This window comes from Altererythrobacter sp. C41, assembly GCF_016803135.1.
Classification (GTDB): Bacteria; Pseudomonadota; Alphaproteobacteria; order Sphingomonadales; family Sphingomonadaceae; genus Pelagerythrobacter.
In genome coordinates this window covers 63532-78525 of the sequence record NZ_JAEVFE010000004.1, presented here as the reverse complement: position 1 = coordinate 78525, position 14994 = coordinate 63532, and the positions used below count along the sequence as shown (strand labels likewise).

General features: G+C 68.8%; 15 protein-coding genes. 11 read left to right on the top strand and 4 right to left on the bottom strand.

Going from position 1 to position 14994, the window contains the following annotated elements; genetic code table 11:
- Positions 1-2 precede the first annotated feature (2 nt).
- The gene (locus JNO53_RS08980) at positions 3-560 is read left to right on the top strand and encodes a hypothetical protein (protein WP_203109908.1); all 558 of its coding nucleotides are present in this window, start codon (positions 3-5) and stop codon (positions 558-560) included.
- Here JNO53_RS08980 and JNO53_RS08975 read toward each other — a convergent pair.
- Positions 472-2607: a protein-disulfide reductase DsbD family protein gene (locus JNO53_RS08975; protein ID WP_203109906.1), complete on the bottom strand. Its 2136-nt coding sequence runs from the start codon at positions 2605-2607 to the stop codon at positions 472-474. The genes JNO53_RS08980 and JNO53_RS08975 overlap by 89 nt on opposite strands.
- Positions 2608-2671: 64 nt before the next feature.
- On the opposite strand from JNO53_RS08975, the gene JNO53_RS08970 reads away from it, so the two are divergent.
- Positions 2672-3886: an FAD-dependent monooxygenase gene (locus JNO53_RS08970; RefSeq protein WP_203109904.1), complete on the top strand. Its 1215-nt coding sequence runs from the start codon at positions 2672-2674 to the stop codon at positions 3884-3886.
- Between the two features lie 9 nt (positions 3887-3895).
- On the opposite strand, the gene JNO53_RS08965 is transcribed toward JNO53_RS08970, so the two are convergent.
- From JNO53_RS08965 to hemC, 3 genes are read right to left on the bottom strand one after another with little or no spacing between them, the layout of a single operon-like run.
- On the bottom strand, positions 3896-4807 hold the full coding sequence (locus tag JNO53_RS08965) for a hypothetical protein (protein ID WP_203109902.1): 912 nt from the start codon (positions 4805-4807) through the stop codon (positions 3896-3898).
- Between the two features lie 53 nt (positions 4808-4860).
- Positions 4861-5544 carry a uroporphyrinogen-III synthase gene (locus JNO53_RS08960; protein ID WP_203109899.1) on the bottom strand — a complete coding sequence of 228 codons (684 nt, stop codon included), beginning with the start codon at positions 5542-5544 and terminating at the stop codon, positions 4861-4863.
- A complete protein-coding gene (gene hemC, locus JNO53_RS08955) occupies positions 5541-6473 on the bottom strand; it encodes a hydroxymethylbilane synthase (protein WP_203109897.1) in 933 nt (310 codons plus the stop codon). The genes JNO53_RS08960 and hemC overlap by 4 nt, the downstream gene beginning before the upstream one ends.
- A 45-nt stretch (positions 6474-6518) precedes the next feature.
- Between hemC and tsaD the strand changes: the two genes are divergently transcribed.
- From tsaD to JNO53_RS08910, 9 genes are all read left to right on the top strand, one after another.
- On the top strand, positions 6519-7547 hold the full coding sequence (gene tsaD / locus JNO53_RS08950; protein WP_203109890.1) for a tRNA (adenosine(37)-N6)-threonylcarbamoyltransferase complex transferase subunit TsaD: 1029 nt from the start codon (positions 6519-6521) through the stop codon (positions 7545-7547).
- A complete protein-coding gene (locus JNO53_RS08945; RefSeq protein ID WP_203109883.1) occupies positions 7544-8545 on the top strand; it encodes an NAD(P)H-dependent glycerol-3-phosphate dehydrogenase in 1002 nt (333 codons plus the stop codon). Before tsaD ends, JNO53_RS08945 begins: the two co-directional genes overlap by 4 nt.
- A complete protein-coding gene (locus JNO53_RS08940; RefSeq protein WP_338015331.1) occupies positions 8542-10038 on the top strand; it encodes a lipopolysaccharide biosynthesis protein in 1497 nt (498 codons plus the stop codon). The genes JNO53_RS08945 and JNO53_RS08940 overlap by 4 nt, the downstream gene beginning before the upstream one ends.
- 58 nt (positions 10039-10096) lie before the next feature.
- Positions 10097-10837: an OmpA family protein gene (locus JNO53_RS08935; protein ID WP_203109881.1), complete on the top strand. Its 741-nt coding sequence runs from the start codon at positions 10097-10099 to the stop codon at positions 10835-10837.
- A 113-nt stretch (positions 10838-10950) separates the two neighbouring features.
- The gene (locus tag JNO53_RS08930; protein ID WP_203109879.1) at positions 10951-11532 is read left to right on the top strand and encodes a hypothetical protein; all 582 of its coding nucleotides are present in this window, start codon (positions 10951-10953) and stop codon (positions 11530-11532) included.
- 88 nt (positions 11533-11620) lie between these two features.
- On the top strand, positions 11621-11980 hold the full coding sequence (locus tag JNO53_RS08925; protein WP_203109877.1) for a response regulator: 360 nt from the start codon (positions 11621-11623) through the stop codon (positions 11978-11980).
- 139 nt (positions 11981-12119) lie between these two features.
- The gene (locus tag JNO53_RS08920; RefSeq protein WP_203109875.1) at positions 12120-13304 is read left to right on the top strand and encodes an acyl-CoA dehydrogenase; all 1185 of its coding nucleotides are present in this window, start codon (positions 12120-12122) and stop codon (positions 13302-13304) included.
- Positions 13304-13960, top strand: a complete 657-nt coding sequence (maiA, locus tag JNO53_RS08915) for a maleylacetoacetate isomerase (protein WP_203109873.1) — start codon at positions 13304-13306, stop codon at positions 13958-13960. Before JNO53_RS08920 ends, maiA begins: the two co-directional genes overlap by 1 nt.
- Positions 13961-13964: 4 nt before the next feature.
- Entirely contained in the window at positions 13965-14975 is a 1011-nt protein-coding gene (locus JNO53_RS08910) for a fumarylacetoacetate hydrolase family protein (protein WP_203109871.1), read from the top strand.
- Positions 14976-14994: the final 19 nt, after the last annotated feature.

Below are 14994 nucleotides of genomic sequence, written 5' to 3'. Positions count from 1 at the left end.
TCTTGGACGGCCGCTTCGCCATTTCCGCCGCGCTGATCGCGCTGGCCGCGTGCAAACCGCCCGCGGCCGAAGACTACGTGGCCCGCGTCGAGCTCGACGAGGCGCGCATGTATGCGAGCGAGCCTATCCCCTCCCCCGATACCGAGGGGGCGCTGTGGGCCGAAAGCGATCGGCCCGGCCGCATCCTCTACGGCAAGCCCGGCGAGGCACCGCTGATGGCGCTTGCCTGCGAGGAAGGGGATGACGGCCAGCGCATCCACGTCACCCGCTTCGCTGCGGCCGATCCGGAGGCCAAGGGGATTCTCGCTCTGATCGGCAACGGCCATGTCACACGGCTCCATGTCGACGCGACGTGGAACGGGCGGGCATGGTTGTGGGAGGGTTATGCCGCGGCCGACGATCCCGATCTCGACGTGCTGACCGGCCGGCGGCGGGTCGAGGCGACGGTTCCTGGCGCAGGGTCGGTCGAACTCAATCCGAGCGAACGCCCGCGGCACCTGATTGAGACGTGTCGTGGAGAACGTTCGCCGGACGAACCGGTACCGCCTGAGCCAGAGTGACCAGCGCATCGGGGCCGAGCACCTGCGGGAGCTGCCGCCCGTCCTCTCCCGGCGCATACCAGAGATAGAGCGGCACGCCCGCCGCGCCGTGATCGGCGAGGAATTCGGTGATCGCCGGATCGCGCCGCGTCCAGTCACCGCGCAGCGTGACGACGCGCGCCTTGGCGAAGGCTTCGCGGGTGGCTTCGCGCTCGATCGCGACGCTCTCGTTCACCTTGCAGCTCACGCACCAGTCGGCGGTGAACCAGACGAACACCGGCCTGCCGCTGGCACGGGCTTCCGCAAGCGCACCCTCGCTGAACTCGACCGGGTCGAGAAGACTCTCGGCAACTTCGACTTCTTCGCTCGCGAGATTTGGCAGGAACCCGATGCCGAGCGTGGCGACGAACAGAACCGCGACGAACGCGGCCTGGCGTATCGCGCCGGTCCACCGCCCGGCGACGAGCAGGATGCAGAGGATGATCGCCACCAGTCCGGCCGCGCCCCAGCCGAGCTCATCGCCGCCGAGACGGAAGCAGAGCCACAGCAGCGCAAGCGCCGTAAGCGCCATCGGAACCGCCATGACCTTCCGGAAGGTCGCCATCCACGCGCCCGGCCGCGGCAACATTCGCCGCAGTGCGGGAATGAGACCGATGGCAAGGAAGGGCAGCGCCAGCCCGAGACCAAGGGCCGCAAACAGCAGCAGCGCCTCCAGCGGCGGCAGGATCAGCGCGGCGCCGAGCGCCGCCGCCATGAACGGCCCGGTACAGGGCGTCGCGACGAATGCGGCGAGGAGCCCCGTAGCGAAAGCCCCTGCAGGCTCGCCGCCGCGGGTCAGCGCGATCGAGGGTAGCTCGAACAGTCCGGCAAGATTGGCGGTGATCGCCGTCGCAAGCACGAGAAGGCCGATCACCACGGCCGGTTCCTGTAGCTGGAAGGCCCAGCCGACCGCCTCGCCTGCCGACCGCAGTGCCAGCAGCAGCGCGCCGAGCCCGATGCAGGCGACCAGAACCCCGGCGGTATAGGCGAAGCCCTCGCGCCGCGCGTCGGCCTGGCTTTCGCCGGCGCGAGCGAGGCTCAGCGCCTTGAGGCTCAGGATCGGAAACACGCACGGCATGACGTTGAGGAACAACCCGCCTGCAAGCGCGCCCAGGACCAGCAGCCACAGTGCCGGCGTGTCGGCGGCGGCGACGGGCTTGCCGGCGCTCGGGACAGCGCCCGGCACCGCGGTAAAGCGCACCCCCACATCGCGCGAAAAGGCGAGAATTCCTTCGATTCGTTGCGGCGTCGGCTCGCGCACGATTTCCGACGGGAGGTTGAGCTGGTCGAGCGGTACTTCCGCGACGAGCAGGTCGCCGTCGCGGAAGAAGGTCTGCTCGTCCGCATAGGCCGGCCGCCTGCCCTTCCCCAGCTCACGCTCTTCCAGGAAGAGATGCGGATCGGACAGCTCCATGTCGGCCGGCAGCGGAATGCCGATGCGCAGCCGCTCGTCCTCGACCGCGAAGTTCGCGCGGCTGTCGAGCATCGGCGCGATCTGCGCACGCCAACGGACGAAGCGCGGGTCCTCCTCGGCGGCGGCCGGATCGAGTTCGAGCACCGCACGCTGCGGCACGCATATCTTGTCCGTGCAGGCAAGATAGTCGGCCGTCAGCGAAATCGGCTCGAGGTCCTCGAGATTCGCGCCCCGCGGCACGCGGATCGGCACGAGAACCGTGTAGCGCCCCTCGTACACGTGGTTCATCAATCCGCCGAGCACGAGCCGGTGCGGCACCGGGTAGAGCGGCTCGCCCGCGGACCAGCCGCGCGGCAGTTCCCAAGCGAGCTCCATCCCCAGCCCCGCGTCGCCGGGGTTGGACCAGTAGCCATGCCATTCGTCCGAGCGGGGCGTGAAGCGCAGCGCGACGAGCCACTCGCCGCCCGCTTCCGGCGGACCGTCGGCGAAGATCTCCGCCGCGATGTTGTCGTCGGTCACCTGCGGCTGGGCGTCCGCCCCGGAAGACGCAAGCAGCGCGAATGCGGCGAGGAGCGCCAGCGCGATGGATGCGAGCCAGGTTCGCGCTCCGCCCATTGTCCTTGCCTCGGTCACGGGCGCCGTCCTAGGACGGCGCGGAGATTCCTGCAATGAGAAGGCGATGGACGACAAGCGCGATCTGCTGATCCTGGGCGGTGGCCTGGTGGGAATGACGCTGGCTCTTGCCGCTGCACGCAAGGGGCTGTCGAGTCATGTGGTCGACCGCGCCGATCCGGCGGACCTCACTGCCGAGGGTTTCGACGGGCGCGCGAGCGCGATCTCCACCGCGAGCTGGAACCTGTTCACCAACATCGGTCTCGCCCCGGCGCTCGAACCGCACGGCTGCCGGATCGAATCGATCGCGGTGAGCGACCAGCTCAAGCCCGGGCGGATCGATTTCCAGCCTGCGACTTACGAAGGATCGCTCGGGCGCATGTTCGCCAACCGCACGCTGCGGCTCGCCCTGTTCGAAGCCGCTGCGGCCGAGCCGCTGATCGCCTGGCACGCGAAAACCGAGGTCGCCGCGCGCGAACGCGGAGAGCATGCCGTGTCCGCCACGCTGGCCGACGGACGCACCTTGCGCGCCGCGCTGATGGTCGGCGCCGAGGGCAGGATGTCACCCACGCGGGAAGAAGCCGGTGTCAAGGTGGCAAAGTGGCAATACGGCCACCGCGCTATCATTGCCGGACTTGAACATGCCAAGCCCCATGGCGGCGTAGCGTGGGAAATCTTCTATCCGGCCGGCCCTTTCGCACTGCTGCCGATGCGCGACGGAGACGACGGCTCGCATCGCAGCGCGCTGGTCTGGACCGTCGACGAGAAGGACGCGGCGGGTACTCTCAAGCTGTCCGACCGCGCCTTCCTGGCGGAAGTGGAAAAGCGCATGGGCGATCTGTTCGGCGAGATCCGCCGGGTCGGACCGCGCTCGTCATTCCCGCTCGGCTTCCACCATACCGCCCGCGTGGCGGACCGGCGCCTGGCACTGGTCGGCGACGCGGCGCACGGCATCCATCCGATCGCGGGACAAGGGCTCAACCTGGGCCTGCGCGACGTCGGGGCGCTGGTCGAAGTACTGATAGAAGGGATGCGGCTCGGGCTCGATCCGGGGGATGCACAACTTCTGGCGCGTTACGAACGCTGGCGCGGGCTCGACGCATTCATGGTCGCGCTGGCGACCGACGGGCTAACTCGCCTGTTCGGGATTCCGGGACGCACCGCTTCGGCCGTGCGCCGCTTCGGCATGGCGGGAGTTCAGCGCGTGCCCGCCCCGAAGCACTGGTTCATGGACGAGGCGCGCGGCGTTTCGGGCGACGTGCCCGAACTGATGCGCGCCTGACCGAAGCGGCTACTGCTCTTCGGGGCTGCTCGCCGGGCTCGGCTGAGTGATAGTATTGCCCGTCCCGTCGCGCAGGCGCCGGGGTTCGAGCACGGCCGAGGTTTCGATCAGGTCGAGCGCACGCTGCGCGGCGACGTAACGCTCCGCATCGTCGATCCAGCGCTGCGCCTGCTCGGCGCCCGGCAGGTTGCGCACTTCCTCGATCGCCTTGTTCACGCGCCCGCTTTCGAGGAAGAACCGCGCCCGTTCGATGCGCCGCTCGGGCCGCGGCGACGGCGTGGTTTCGCGGCGAATGACGAAGAGCTGGCTCAATTCATGCCCGATACGCTCGATCAGCGGATCGTCGGTCGCCTCAGTCAGTTCGGGCGCGAGCCCTTCGAGACGGGCCACGAGCACGTCGACCGTTATCGGATTGCGGGAAAAGGCGATGACCGTCTCGACCGAATTGGGCTTTGCATCGCCGAACCTCAGGCGGAGCTGGTCGGCGAGATAGCCGAGGTCCGCGCCGCGATCGAGCGACCGCCGTGCCGCGAACGCGATCAGCAGCCCTTCCGCGCGCGCCGCGTTGCCCGCGGCCGCCTGAGCCTGGAGGTCGAGACGCGCGAGACGCTGTTCCGCCGCAGCCAGGCGCTGGTCGATGCCACCCTGCTGTTCCGCCACCCGCTCCACCGTATCGCTCGCAGCAGCTTCCGATGCGGTCGGGGACGGGGTCGGCGTGGGCGAGAGCATCGGCAGGGGCTCGGGCGTCGCCTCCACCGGCTGTTCGGCCGGATCGGGCGCGCTTTCCCATCCGAAGTGGAAGCCGGAATTCCAGGCGAAGTAGCCGACCGCCAGCGCACCGAGCAGGAACGCTGCAGCCGCTACGGCAAGGATCGACTTGAAGGAACCGCTCGTGCGGCTTGGGGGCGAATATCTATCCATCGAATTCCGTTCTGCGACCCGCGCGCGCTATGAAGGGCGCTATCGCGCGCCCGTCAATGGCATATGTCGCGGACCAAGGCCAGCAGGGCACTATCCGTGGGCTCAGCGGCACTATCCACCCTCTGCCACCCGGAGCCTGCCGCCTGACCGATACGCGGCGCGAGCGCAGCCAGCGCAATCGCCTCGCGCGCGATGCCCAGGCGGTTGCATTCGCTTGCAAAATGCCGTGCGGCCTCCCCCGAATGAAGCAGCACGATCCCGCCTTGCGCGAGGCGTGCCGCAAGGTCTGGCGGGATCGGCAAGTGGACCACGTGGTAGACCACCCGCGTATCGATGGAGACGTTTTCCGGCGGCGTCACCGCCACATGCGCCTCGCCCGTAAGCCGCAGCAGACGCAGCGGTCCGCCGTGCGCAAGGCCGTCGAGCACCGGTTGCAAATGCCCCTGCCCCACCGAAACCGCCGTCAACCCCGCGGCCCGCGCCGCCCGCCCCGTCGCTTCGCCGACGACATGCGCTGGACGCCCGCGCCACTGTGCAAGCGCCGCGCCGCCGTGCCGCACGGCATTGGCGCTGCCGAGTAGAAGTGCGTCGAAATCGTCCTCGCTTGGTGGCTGCCAGGCGAGCGGATGCACCTCGGCGAGCGGGAAGCCCTCGACCGCGATCCCCATCGTCCGCGCGGTCTCGACGGTGGCCGAAAGCCCGGGCTCGGGCCGGATCGCGAAGATTCTGCTGCTCACGCCGCTCCGCCGAAATGCGCCGCGATGCCGGCGCTCGCCCGCGCAAGAAGATCGGCCGCCAGTCGCGCAGGCGCCGCGCCGTCGTCGCTGCCGGAGACCGTGCACGCGCCGTCAACGCGCTCCGCCCCATCGGGGCTGAACAGGGCGGCGCGCAGGACGATGTCGTCCCCCTCCAGCGCCGAATGCGCGGCGACCGGGCTGTGGCACGTTCCACCCAGCGCAGCGAGCAGCGCCCGCTCGGCCATGACCGTCGCGCGCGAGGGCGCGTCGTCGACCACCGCGATCAGCGCGCGGGTCGCCGCGTCCTCGGCACGGCACTCGATCCCGATGGCGCCCTGCGCGGGGGCGGGCAGCCATTCGCCCGTATCCAGCGGCGTGCCGACGCCGCGCTCGCCCAGCCGGGCCAGCCCGGCCGCGGCAAGCAGCGTCACATCGGCCTCGCCCGCTGCGAGCTTTGCCAGACGGGTCGCAACGTTGCCGCGGAACATCACCACTTCGCAGTCGGGCCGGTGATGAAGCATCTGCGCCGCCCTGCGCGGGGCGCTCGTCCCCACGCGCGCGCCGCGCGGGATCTGCGCCACGCTCGCCGCGCCGATCAGCACGTCGCGCACGTCCGCGCGCGGGAGCACCGCAGCGATCGCGAGACTCGCGGGGCGGATCGTCTCGACATCCTTCATCGAGTGGACCGCGGCGTCGATGCGACCTTCCGCGATCCACTCGTCGAGTTCCTTGGTCCACAGCGCCTTGCCGCCGATCTCTGCCAGAGGGCGGTCCTGCACCTTGTCGCCGCTGGCGCGCACAGGCACCAGTTCGATGGCGCTTTCCGGCCATCCGTGCGCCGCGCACAGACGGTCCCGCGCCTCGCCGGCCTGGGCCATGGCGAGCGGCGATTGACGGGTTCCGAGGCGAAGCTTTGGCTGGTCGGTCATGGGCGGCGCTTGCCCTAGCGAGGCAATTTGTTCAGGGGAAGCTCCATGGGGATCGTGCTTGGCATCGAATCGAGCTGCGACGAGACAGCGGCGGCCCTCGTCACCACCGACAGGCGGATCGTCGCGCAGCGCATTGCGTCGCAGGACGAAAGCCACGCGCCCTACGGCGGCGTGGTGCCGGAGATCGCTGCGCGCGCGCATGCCGAACGGCTGGCGCCCATGATCCAGGCGGTGATGGACGAGGCGGGCCTGACGCTGGGCGACCTCGACGCGATCGCAGCAACCGCCGGGCCGGGCCTGATCGGCGGGGTCATGGTCGGACTGGTCAGCGCGAAGGCGCTCGCCATGGCCGGCGACGTGCCGCTGATCGCGGTCAATCATCTCGAAGGCCACGCACTTTCGCCGCGCCTCGCCGACGCTGACCTCGAATTCCCCTACGCGCTGCTGCTCGTCTCGGGCGGACACTGCCAGATCCTGCGCGTCGAGGGGGTCGGTCGCTACCGGCGCCTCGCCACGACGATCGACGACGCGCTGGGCGAGGCGTTCGACAAGACCGCCAAGATCCTCGGCCTCGGCTTTCCGGGCGGCCCAGCGGTCGAGCGGCTCGCCCGCGAAGGCGATCCGCGCGCCGTCCCCCTTCCCCGCCCGCTCGTCGGCAGCGGAGAGCCGCATTTCAGCTTCGCCGGGCTCAAGAGCGCAGTTCTTCGCGCGAAGGAGAGCGGGCAGCACCGCGACGCCGATCTCGCGGCGAGCTTCCAGCAGGCCGCGCTCGACTGCGTGCTCGACCGGCTGCAGGTCGCGCTCGACGCCATGGAGCCGGTGCCCGCGCTCGTCGTCGCCGGCGGTGTCGCCGCCAACCAGGCCATCCGCGGAGCGCTCGAACAGTTCGCTTGCGAACGCGGCATGCGCTTTGTCGCGCCGCCAATGGCATTGTGCACCGACAATGCCGCGATGATCGCCTGGGCGGGCTGCGAGCGGCTCGGCCAATCCGATCCGCTCGACATCGCCGCACGGCCGCGCTGGCCCCTCGACCCTGAGGCTGAGCCGGTGCGCGGCGCGGGATACAAGGCATGAACGGCCCGGCCCCGGTCGGGGTGATCGGCGCCGGCGCCTGGGGCACCGCATTGGCGCAGATGCTCGCGTCGGACGGGCGCGAGGTACTGCTGTGGGCGCGTGAGGCGGCGCTGGTCCAGGAGATCAACACGGTCCGCCGCAACAGCGTTTACCTGCCATCGGCCGAACTCGCGCCATCGATCCGCGCGACCGATGCGCTGGGCGATCTGTCCACGTGCGCCACGGTCCTCGCGGTTACTCCCGCGCAGCATCTCGGCAAAGTGCTCGAAAGTCTGCCCCGGCCCCCGCGCGATCTCGTGCTGTGCAGCAAGGGGATCGAGGCGGGGACCGGCAGGCTGATGAACGAAGTCGCGGTGGCCGCAGCACCGGAAAGCGAAATGGCGGTCCTTTCCGGGCCCACCTTCGCGCACGAGGTCGCCGCCGGCCTGCCGACCGCCGTGACGCTCGCCTGCAGTGGCAGCGAGGCGCAGTGGGACCGGATTGCGCCGGTCATCGCGCGCCCGTCGTTCCGCCCCTACTACACCGACGACGTGACCGGGGCGGAGATCGGGGGCGCGGTGAAGAACGTGCTCGCGATCGCCTGCGGCGTGGTCGATGGCCTGCGGCTCGGCCAGAACGCCCGCGCGGCGCTGATCGCGCGCGGTTATGCCGAAATGCTGCGTTTCGGCGAGGCCCTAGGTGCGCGCGCCGAGACGCTCGCGGGCTTGTGCGGCCTGGGCGATCTTGTGCTCACCTGCTCCTCCACCTCCAGCCGCAACTTCTCGCTCGGCAAGGCGCTGGGCGAAGGGCAATCGGCCGAAGCGCTGATGGCCGACCGGCGCACGGTCGCCGAAGGGGCGCACACCGCGCCCGTGCTGACCGAGCTCGCTGCACGCCACGGCGTCGCCATGCCGATTGCTGCGGCCGTCTATCGCCTGCTGGGCGGCGCACCCGCGCGGGATATCGTGACCGAACTGCTGTCCCGTCCGCTGCGCGCCGAACAGGAAGGCCTTGCGTGACCGACGCGGCACAGCAGGGCGACATCGCCGCGCTCGCCAAGGGCGGGCGAACGAACTTCATCGGCTTCCTGCTGCGGCTCGCCGCGCGGGTGCCGTTCCTGTTCATTGCAGGGCGACTCTACGGCGCGGCCGAACTGGGCCGCTTCGCCTCGGCCCTCGTCGTGGTGGAACTGCTCGCGCTCATTTGCTCGATGGGCGAAAAGCGCGGTCTGGCCCAGCGCCTGTCGGAAGGCGAAGGCATACGCCCGGCGAACCTCGTGTTCGACAGCATGTTGCTCGCCGTTCTGCTTTCCACGGTGGCGGCCGTGTTCCTGTGGTTCGTCCCCGCGCCGATGTTCCCAGCCGGCCAGTACAGCACGCTCGACAAGTTGCTCGTCACCGCGATCCCCGCCTATGCGCTGACCGAAATCCTGCTCGCCGCACAGGCCTATCGCTACGATATCGCGACCACCGTGCGCGCCCGCGCGATCGTCGAGCCATGGACGATCTCGATCATGGCAGGGGTTTGCTTCTATCTGATCCCCAAGTCGGGCCTGTCGCTCGCCTACATCGCCTCGATCTATGCCGGGATGTTCGCCGCGGCGTGGCCGTTCTTCAGAACCTACGGCCTGCCGCGCCAGTGGCGCCCCAGCCTCAAGGGCATGTGGCGCATGTCGACCCGCGCCTTCCCGCTCGCGACCGCCGATGCGATCGAATGGGGCACTCGGCGGCTCGACATCTTCATCCTCGGCCTCTTCGCGGCGCCCGCCGCGGTCGGCATCTACTATATCGCCCAGCAGGTCGCCAGCTTGCCGCAGAAGCTCAAGACCAGCTTCGAGCCGATCCTCGGCCCCGTCATCACCCGCAATCTCAAGGAAAAGAACTACCCGGCGATCGCCAAGCAAGTGTGCCAGGTCGGCTTCTGGATCGTTGCGGCGCAGGCGGGGATCGCGCTGGCGCTGGGCGTGCCGGGCGAAGCCGTGATGGGGCTCGTCGGCCCCAATTTCGTCGGCGGCACCGGAGCGCTCGCTTTCCTGCTGGCGGCGGAAGTGGTGGCGGCGACTGCGGTCGTTTCCGAAGCCGCGCTGGTCTACGTGGCGCGGAAGCGCAATCTCGCAATTTCCGTGGGCACGATCGTGCTTCAGGGCATACTGACGGTGGCAGCGATCCTCCTGATGGAGCGGTGGGCGCTCGGCGAACCCTACAAGGCCGCCGGGGCGGCGATCGCACTGATGGTGGCTCTCGGGGTCGCCTCGCTCGTCAAGGCATGGGTGCTCTCGCGCATTCTGGGCGAGCGCGTGAACAACTGGCGCTGGGCGCTGGTGTGGGCCGCGGTCCCGGCCATCGCAGTTGGCTACCTCGCGACGCGGCTGCCCGAGTGGGCAGAGCTGATCTTCGGGATTCCGCTGATCCTGCTCACCTATGGCTGGATCATCTGGCGCAAGGGCTTCGGCCCGGAGGATCGGGTGCTGTTTCGCAAGAATCTCGGCGGAGAAGACACCGCTGAGACCTGAGAGGAGCCATTTCGCCCTGGCCCTTTCCCCCAAAGCCCCCGCCCGCTAAAGCGCCGGCATGCCAGTCCGCACCTCCATCGCCATCGTGGCCGGCGCCCTCGTCACGGGCGCGCTCGCGATCGCCGGAACGTCGATGGCGGCCGGGGAATTGCAGGCCGAACTCGCGGAGCAGGCGGCCCAAGCGATCGAGGAAGCGAACGGCGGCGGGGTGACGGCGCGGTTCGTCTCCCCATCCGGCTGGCCGTCGCGTCATCCGGTGCTCGAGGGCGGCGAAGGGCTGGACGAGAGCACGCGAACCCGGATCGCGCGCGCTGTCGCCGCCGTCCCCGGTGTGGGCGGAATCCGGTGGGCCGACGGCGAGGCGCGGGCCCATTCGGGCGGCCCCGAATACACGCCGACGCACTGTCAGGACGATGTCGACGCGCTGCTGCGCGCGCGGACCATCCGGTTCGAGGAATCGCGCAGCACGATCGACAGCGCCAGCCAGGAATTGCTCGACGAGGTCGCAACGGCGCTGCGTCCGTGCCTTGGCAGCATCATCGCCATCACCGGCCACACCGACAGCTCCGGGCCTGAGCCTGGCAATCTCGCCTTGTCGATGGAGCGCGCCGAGGCCGTGCGTCAGGCGCTGATCGCGCGCGGCATCCCGGGGGACGGGCTGCGCACGCAGGGCGTCGGATCGAGCGAGCCGGTCGAAGGCCTCGCACCCAGCGATCCTGCCAACCGCCGGATCGAGTTCTCGGTCGTGGCGACGCAGCCGGTCAGCATCTCACCCATCGATCTGCCGGGAGCGCGCTGACATGGCGATGTGGTTCGAATTGATGGTAATGCTGCTCGCAGCCTATTCGGTCGGCCTGGGCATCGGTTGGCTGATATGGGGCCGCGTATCGAACGATCTGGGAGAATGATGGCATGATGCAGATGGTGGAAACCTGGTGGCCGCTGTTCGTGGTCGCACTGTTGCTGGGCATCGCGATCGCGTGGTGGATATTCGCCTCCTCCCGCAAGACCCAGGTGCGCGACCATAGCGGCGCCGACGTGCTGGACGAAGGCGCTGCCCCCGCGGCGCGCAATCAGGCGCTGATCGATGCCGCGCCCGCCGCAGCGGTGCAGCCGCCGGTGGTCCCGCCGGGCGTCGCCGGGGCGGGAACGGCCGTGGCCGCCGCCGTCGAGGCCCAGCAGATCAGAATGGCGGAGGAAGCCGAGGCGGCCGAGGCCGAGGCGCAGCCGGCATCCCCGGCATCCCCCTCTCCCGTGGGCGACGATCTCACGCGGATCAAGGGCGTCGGCGGCAAGCTCAACGAACTGCTCGCCTCGCTCGGCGTCACGAGCTTTGCCCAGATCGCGGCCTGGAACGATGCCGACATCGACCGGATCGACGCACAGCTCGGACGTTTTCAGGGGCGCATCCGGCGCGATAGCTGGGTCGAGCAGGCGCGCCTCCTGGCAGAGGGAAATACGGCCGGATACGAGGAGAAATTCGGCAAGCTCTGAGAAAGCACGAATAACCGGCGCGGGAACGATTGGGTCCGTAGCAGGTTGGTTCGATCAAAATCCGGTCGAATTCCTGCAGGACTTTATGATGAATCATCCGCGTATTCTGGTTGCCGAGGACGAGTTCATCGTCGCGTTCGACTTGTGCGATACGGTGCAGGAGGCCGGCTTCGAAGTCGAAGGCCCGCATTCGGAGATCTCCACCGCCATGCTTGCGGTCCAGAAGGCGCGGCCCGATCTCGCCATTCTCGACGTCGAGCTCGAGGACGGCGACGCCTTCCCGTTGGCCGAAGCGCTTATGGCAGAGGACGTGCCGGTCATCTTCCATTCGGGCCAGTTCACGCCCGAGGAAGTCCGCAGGCGGTATCCCAGTGCGATCGCTTGTTCCAAGCCCTGCCCTCCCAGCGTCATGCTTGCCAAAGTGCAGAAGGCGCTCGGCGCGCACTGACGGGTTTTCCCGCTGTAGCGGCCCGGCGCCTTCCATGGGGTCGGCTGCGCTCTCCATTTCGCACGCACGGCCTTTCGCGCCGGGCTTGCCGCTGCCGCGCAACCCTGCGAAGGGGAATGCGACAGTTACAGGAGAAACTATGGCCGGGATGGTGTCGTTCAGCTGGGAGGACCCGTTCGATCTCGACGGGCAGTTGACCGAAGACGAGCGGATGATCCGCGATGCCGCACGCGCCTTCGCCCAGAGCGAGTTGCAACCGCGCGTGCAGCAGGCCTTCCGTGACGAGGCGGATGCGCCCGAACTGTTCCCGCTGATGGGCCGCGCGGGCCTGCTCGGCGCCACGATCCCCGGGGAGTACGGCGGCGCCGGCGCAGGCTACGTCGCCTACGGCCTCATCGCGCGCGAAATCGAGCGGGTCGATTCGGGTTACCGCTCGATGGCCTCGGTGCAGTCCAGCCTCGTGATGTACCCGATCCACGCCTACGGCTCGGAAGAGCAGCGCCGGAAGTATCTGCCGGGACTCGCCAGCGGCGAACTGATCGGCTGCTTCGGCCTGACGGAGCCGGATGCCGGGTCCGACCCCGGCTCGATGAAGACCTACGCCAAGAAGGATGGCGACGGCTATTCGCTGTCCGGTTCGAAGACCTGGATCTCCAACGCGCCCTTCGCCGACGTCTTCGTGATCTGGGCCAAGAGCGAGGCGCACGGCGGCGCGATCCGCGGGTTCGTGCTCGAGAAGGGCATGGCCGGCCTCTCCGCACCGAAGATCGACGGCAAGCTCTCGCTGCGGGCCTCGACCACCGGCATGGTGGTAATGGACGAGGTCAAGGTCGGCGCCGACGCCTTGCTGCCCGAGGTGCAGGGGCTGAAAGGGCCATTCGGCTGCCTCAACCGCGCACGCTACGGCATTTCGTGGGGCAGCATGGGCGCGGCCGAGTTCTGCTTCCACGCCGCGCGCCAGTACGGACTCGACCGGCAGCAATTCGGCGTTCCGCTGGCGTCCAAGCAGCTCTACCAGCTCAAGCTTGCCAACATGATGAGCGAGATCGCGCTGGGCCTGCAGTCCAGCCTGCAAGTCGGCCGGCTGATGGACGAGGGCCGGTTCGCGCCGGAGATGATCTCGATCGTCAAGCGCAACAACGTCGGCAAGGCGCTCGATATCGCCCGCGCCGCGCGTGACATGCACGGCGGCAACGGGATTTCCGACGAGTACCAGGTGATCCGCCACATGGTGAACCTCGAAACGGTCAACACCTACGAGGGCACCCACGACGTCCACGCGCTGATCCTCGGCCGCGCGATCACGGGCATCCCGGCGTTCTGATGAAGCTCTTCGGATATTATCGCAGCTCGACGAGCTACCGCCTGCGGATCGCGCTGAACCTGAAGCGGCTCGATTACGAATACGTCCCCGTCAACCTGGTGACCTCCGAGCAGAAGGGCGAGGCCTATACGGCGCGCAACCCCTTCGGCAGCGTTCCGCTGCTCGAGGCCGACGGGCGCGACCGGGCCCAGTCGATGGCGCAGCTCGAATGGCTCGACGAAGCCTACCCCGAGCGTCCGCTGCTGCCGGCTGACATCGAGCAGCGCTTCACCGCGCGCGAACTCGCCTATGCCATCGCCACCGAAACCCACGCGCCGAACAACTTGCAGGTTCTCAAGTACCTCAAGGAGCAGTTCGGTGCCTCTCAGGACCAGATCGACACCTGGTACCGGCACTGGCTCACGCGCACGTTCACCCCGATCGAGGCGCGCCTGGCGCAGCTCGGCACGGGCAATTTCCTGTTCGATAGACCCGGCCTGTTCGAGGTCGTGCTGCTGCCCCAGGTCTACAACGCGCGCCGCTTCGCACTCGATGTAAGCGCCATGCCGCACATCGCGCGGATCGAAGCGGCCTGCCTCGCGCTGCCCGAATTCCAGCGTGCCCACCCCGACAATCAGCCGGACAACCCCGAGTTTTCCGGGCCGGAGAAGGACTGACACCATGAAGCTCGCGACCCTCAACGACGGAACCCGCGACGGCAAGCTGATCGTCGTCTCGAAGGACATCACCCGCTACTGCGCGGCCGACAATATCGCGCCGACCCTGCAATATGCGCTCGACAACTGGGCGGAGATCGCGCCGAAGCTCGAGGTGCTCTACCGCGATGTCGAGCATCAGGCCGTGCCCTGCGAGCGCTTCCACGAGCGCGAGGCGCATTCGCCGCTGCCGCGCGCCTACCAGTGGGCCGACGGCTCCGCCTACATCAACCACGTCGAACTGGTGCGCAAGGCGCGCGGCGCCGAGGTGCCCGAGAGCTTCTATCACGACCCCCTGATGTATCAGGGTGGGTCGGACGATTTCCTGCCGCCCCGCGCCGACATTCCGCTGAAGGACACCGCCTGGGGTTGCGACATGGAAGGTGAAGTCGCCTGCATCGTCGACGACGTGCCGATGGGCGCCACGCCCGAGCAGGCGGCGGAGCACATCAAGCTGCTGATGCTGGTCAACGACGTCAGCCTGCGCGGCCTCATCCCCGGCGAACTCGCCAAGGGCTTCGGGTTCTTCCAGTCCAAGCCCGCGACCGCGTTCAGCCCCGTGGCGGTGACGCCGGACGAGCTGGGCGACGCGTGGAAGGACAGCGTGATCCACCGCCCGCTGATGGTCGACTACAACGGCGAACCCTTCGGCCGCGCCAATGTCGGCCAGGACGCGACCTTCAGCCTTGCGGACCTCGTCGCCCATGCGGCGAAGACGCGCAATCTGGGCGCAGGCGCCATCATCGGCTCCGGCACGATTTCCAACCAGGGCTCGGACGGCGGCCCTGGCAAGCCGGTCGCCGAAGGGGGTGCGGGCTATTCCTGCATCGCCGAGATCCGCATGATCGAAACGATTGCCCAGGGCGAAGCGAAGACGCGCTTCATGGCTCCCGGCGACCGCGTGGCGATCTGGATGGAAGACGACGACGGCCACTCGATCTTCGGCAAGATCGAACAGCAGGTCGTCCAGATCTAAGCCGGCGGCGATCTATCGG

Coding starts and splice junctions, on each gene's coding strand:
- JNO53_RS08975 (WP_203109906.1), bottom strand. CDS start 2,607: ATGGGCGGAGCGCGAACCTGGCTCGCATCCATCGCGCTGGCGCTCCTC.
- JNO53_RS08970 (WP_203109904.1), top strand. CDS start 2,672: ATGGACGACAAGCGCGATCTGCTGATCCTGGGCGGTGGCCTGGTGGGA.
- JNO53_RS08965 (WP_203109902.1), bottom strand. CDS start 4,807: ATGGATAGATATTCGCCCCCAAGCCGCACGAGCGGTTCCTTCAAGTCG.
- hemC (WP_203109897.1), bottom strand. CDS start 6,473: ATGACCGACCAGCCAAAGCTTCGCCTCGGAACCCGTCAATCGCCGCTC.
- tsaD (WP_203109890.1), top strand. CDS start 6,519: ATGGGGATCGTGCTTGGCATCGAATCGAGCTGCGACGAGACAGCGGCG.
- JNO53_RS08945 (WP_203109883.1), top strand. CDS start 7,544: ATGAACGGCCCGGCCCCGGTCGGGGTGATCGGCGCCGGCGCCTGGGGC.
- JNO53_RS08935 (WP_203109881.1), top strand. CDS start 10,097: ATGCCAGTCCGCACCTCCATCGCCATCGTGGCCGGCGCCCTCGTCACG.
- JNO53_RS08930 (WP_203109879.1), top strand. CDS start 10,951: ATGATGCAGATGGTGGAAACCTGGTGGCCGCTGTTCGTGGTCGCACTG.
- JNO53_RS08925 (WP_203109877.1), top strand. CDS start 11,621: ATGAATCATCCGCGTATTCTGGTTGCCGAGGACGAGTTCATCGTCGCG.
- JNO53_RS08920 (WP_203109875.1), top strand. CDS start 12,120: ATGGCCGGGATGGTGTCGTTCAGCTGGGAGGACCCGTTCGATCTCGAC.
- maiA (WP_203109873.1), top strand. CDS start 13,304: ATGAAGCTCTTCGGATATTATCGCAGCTCGACGAGCTACCGCCTGCGG.
- JNO53_RS08910 (WP_203109871.1), top strand. CDS start 13,965: ATGAAGCTCGCGACCCTCAACGACGGAACCCGCGACGGCAAGCTGATC.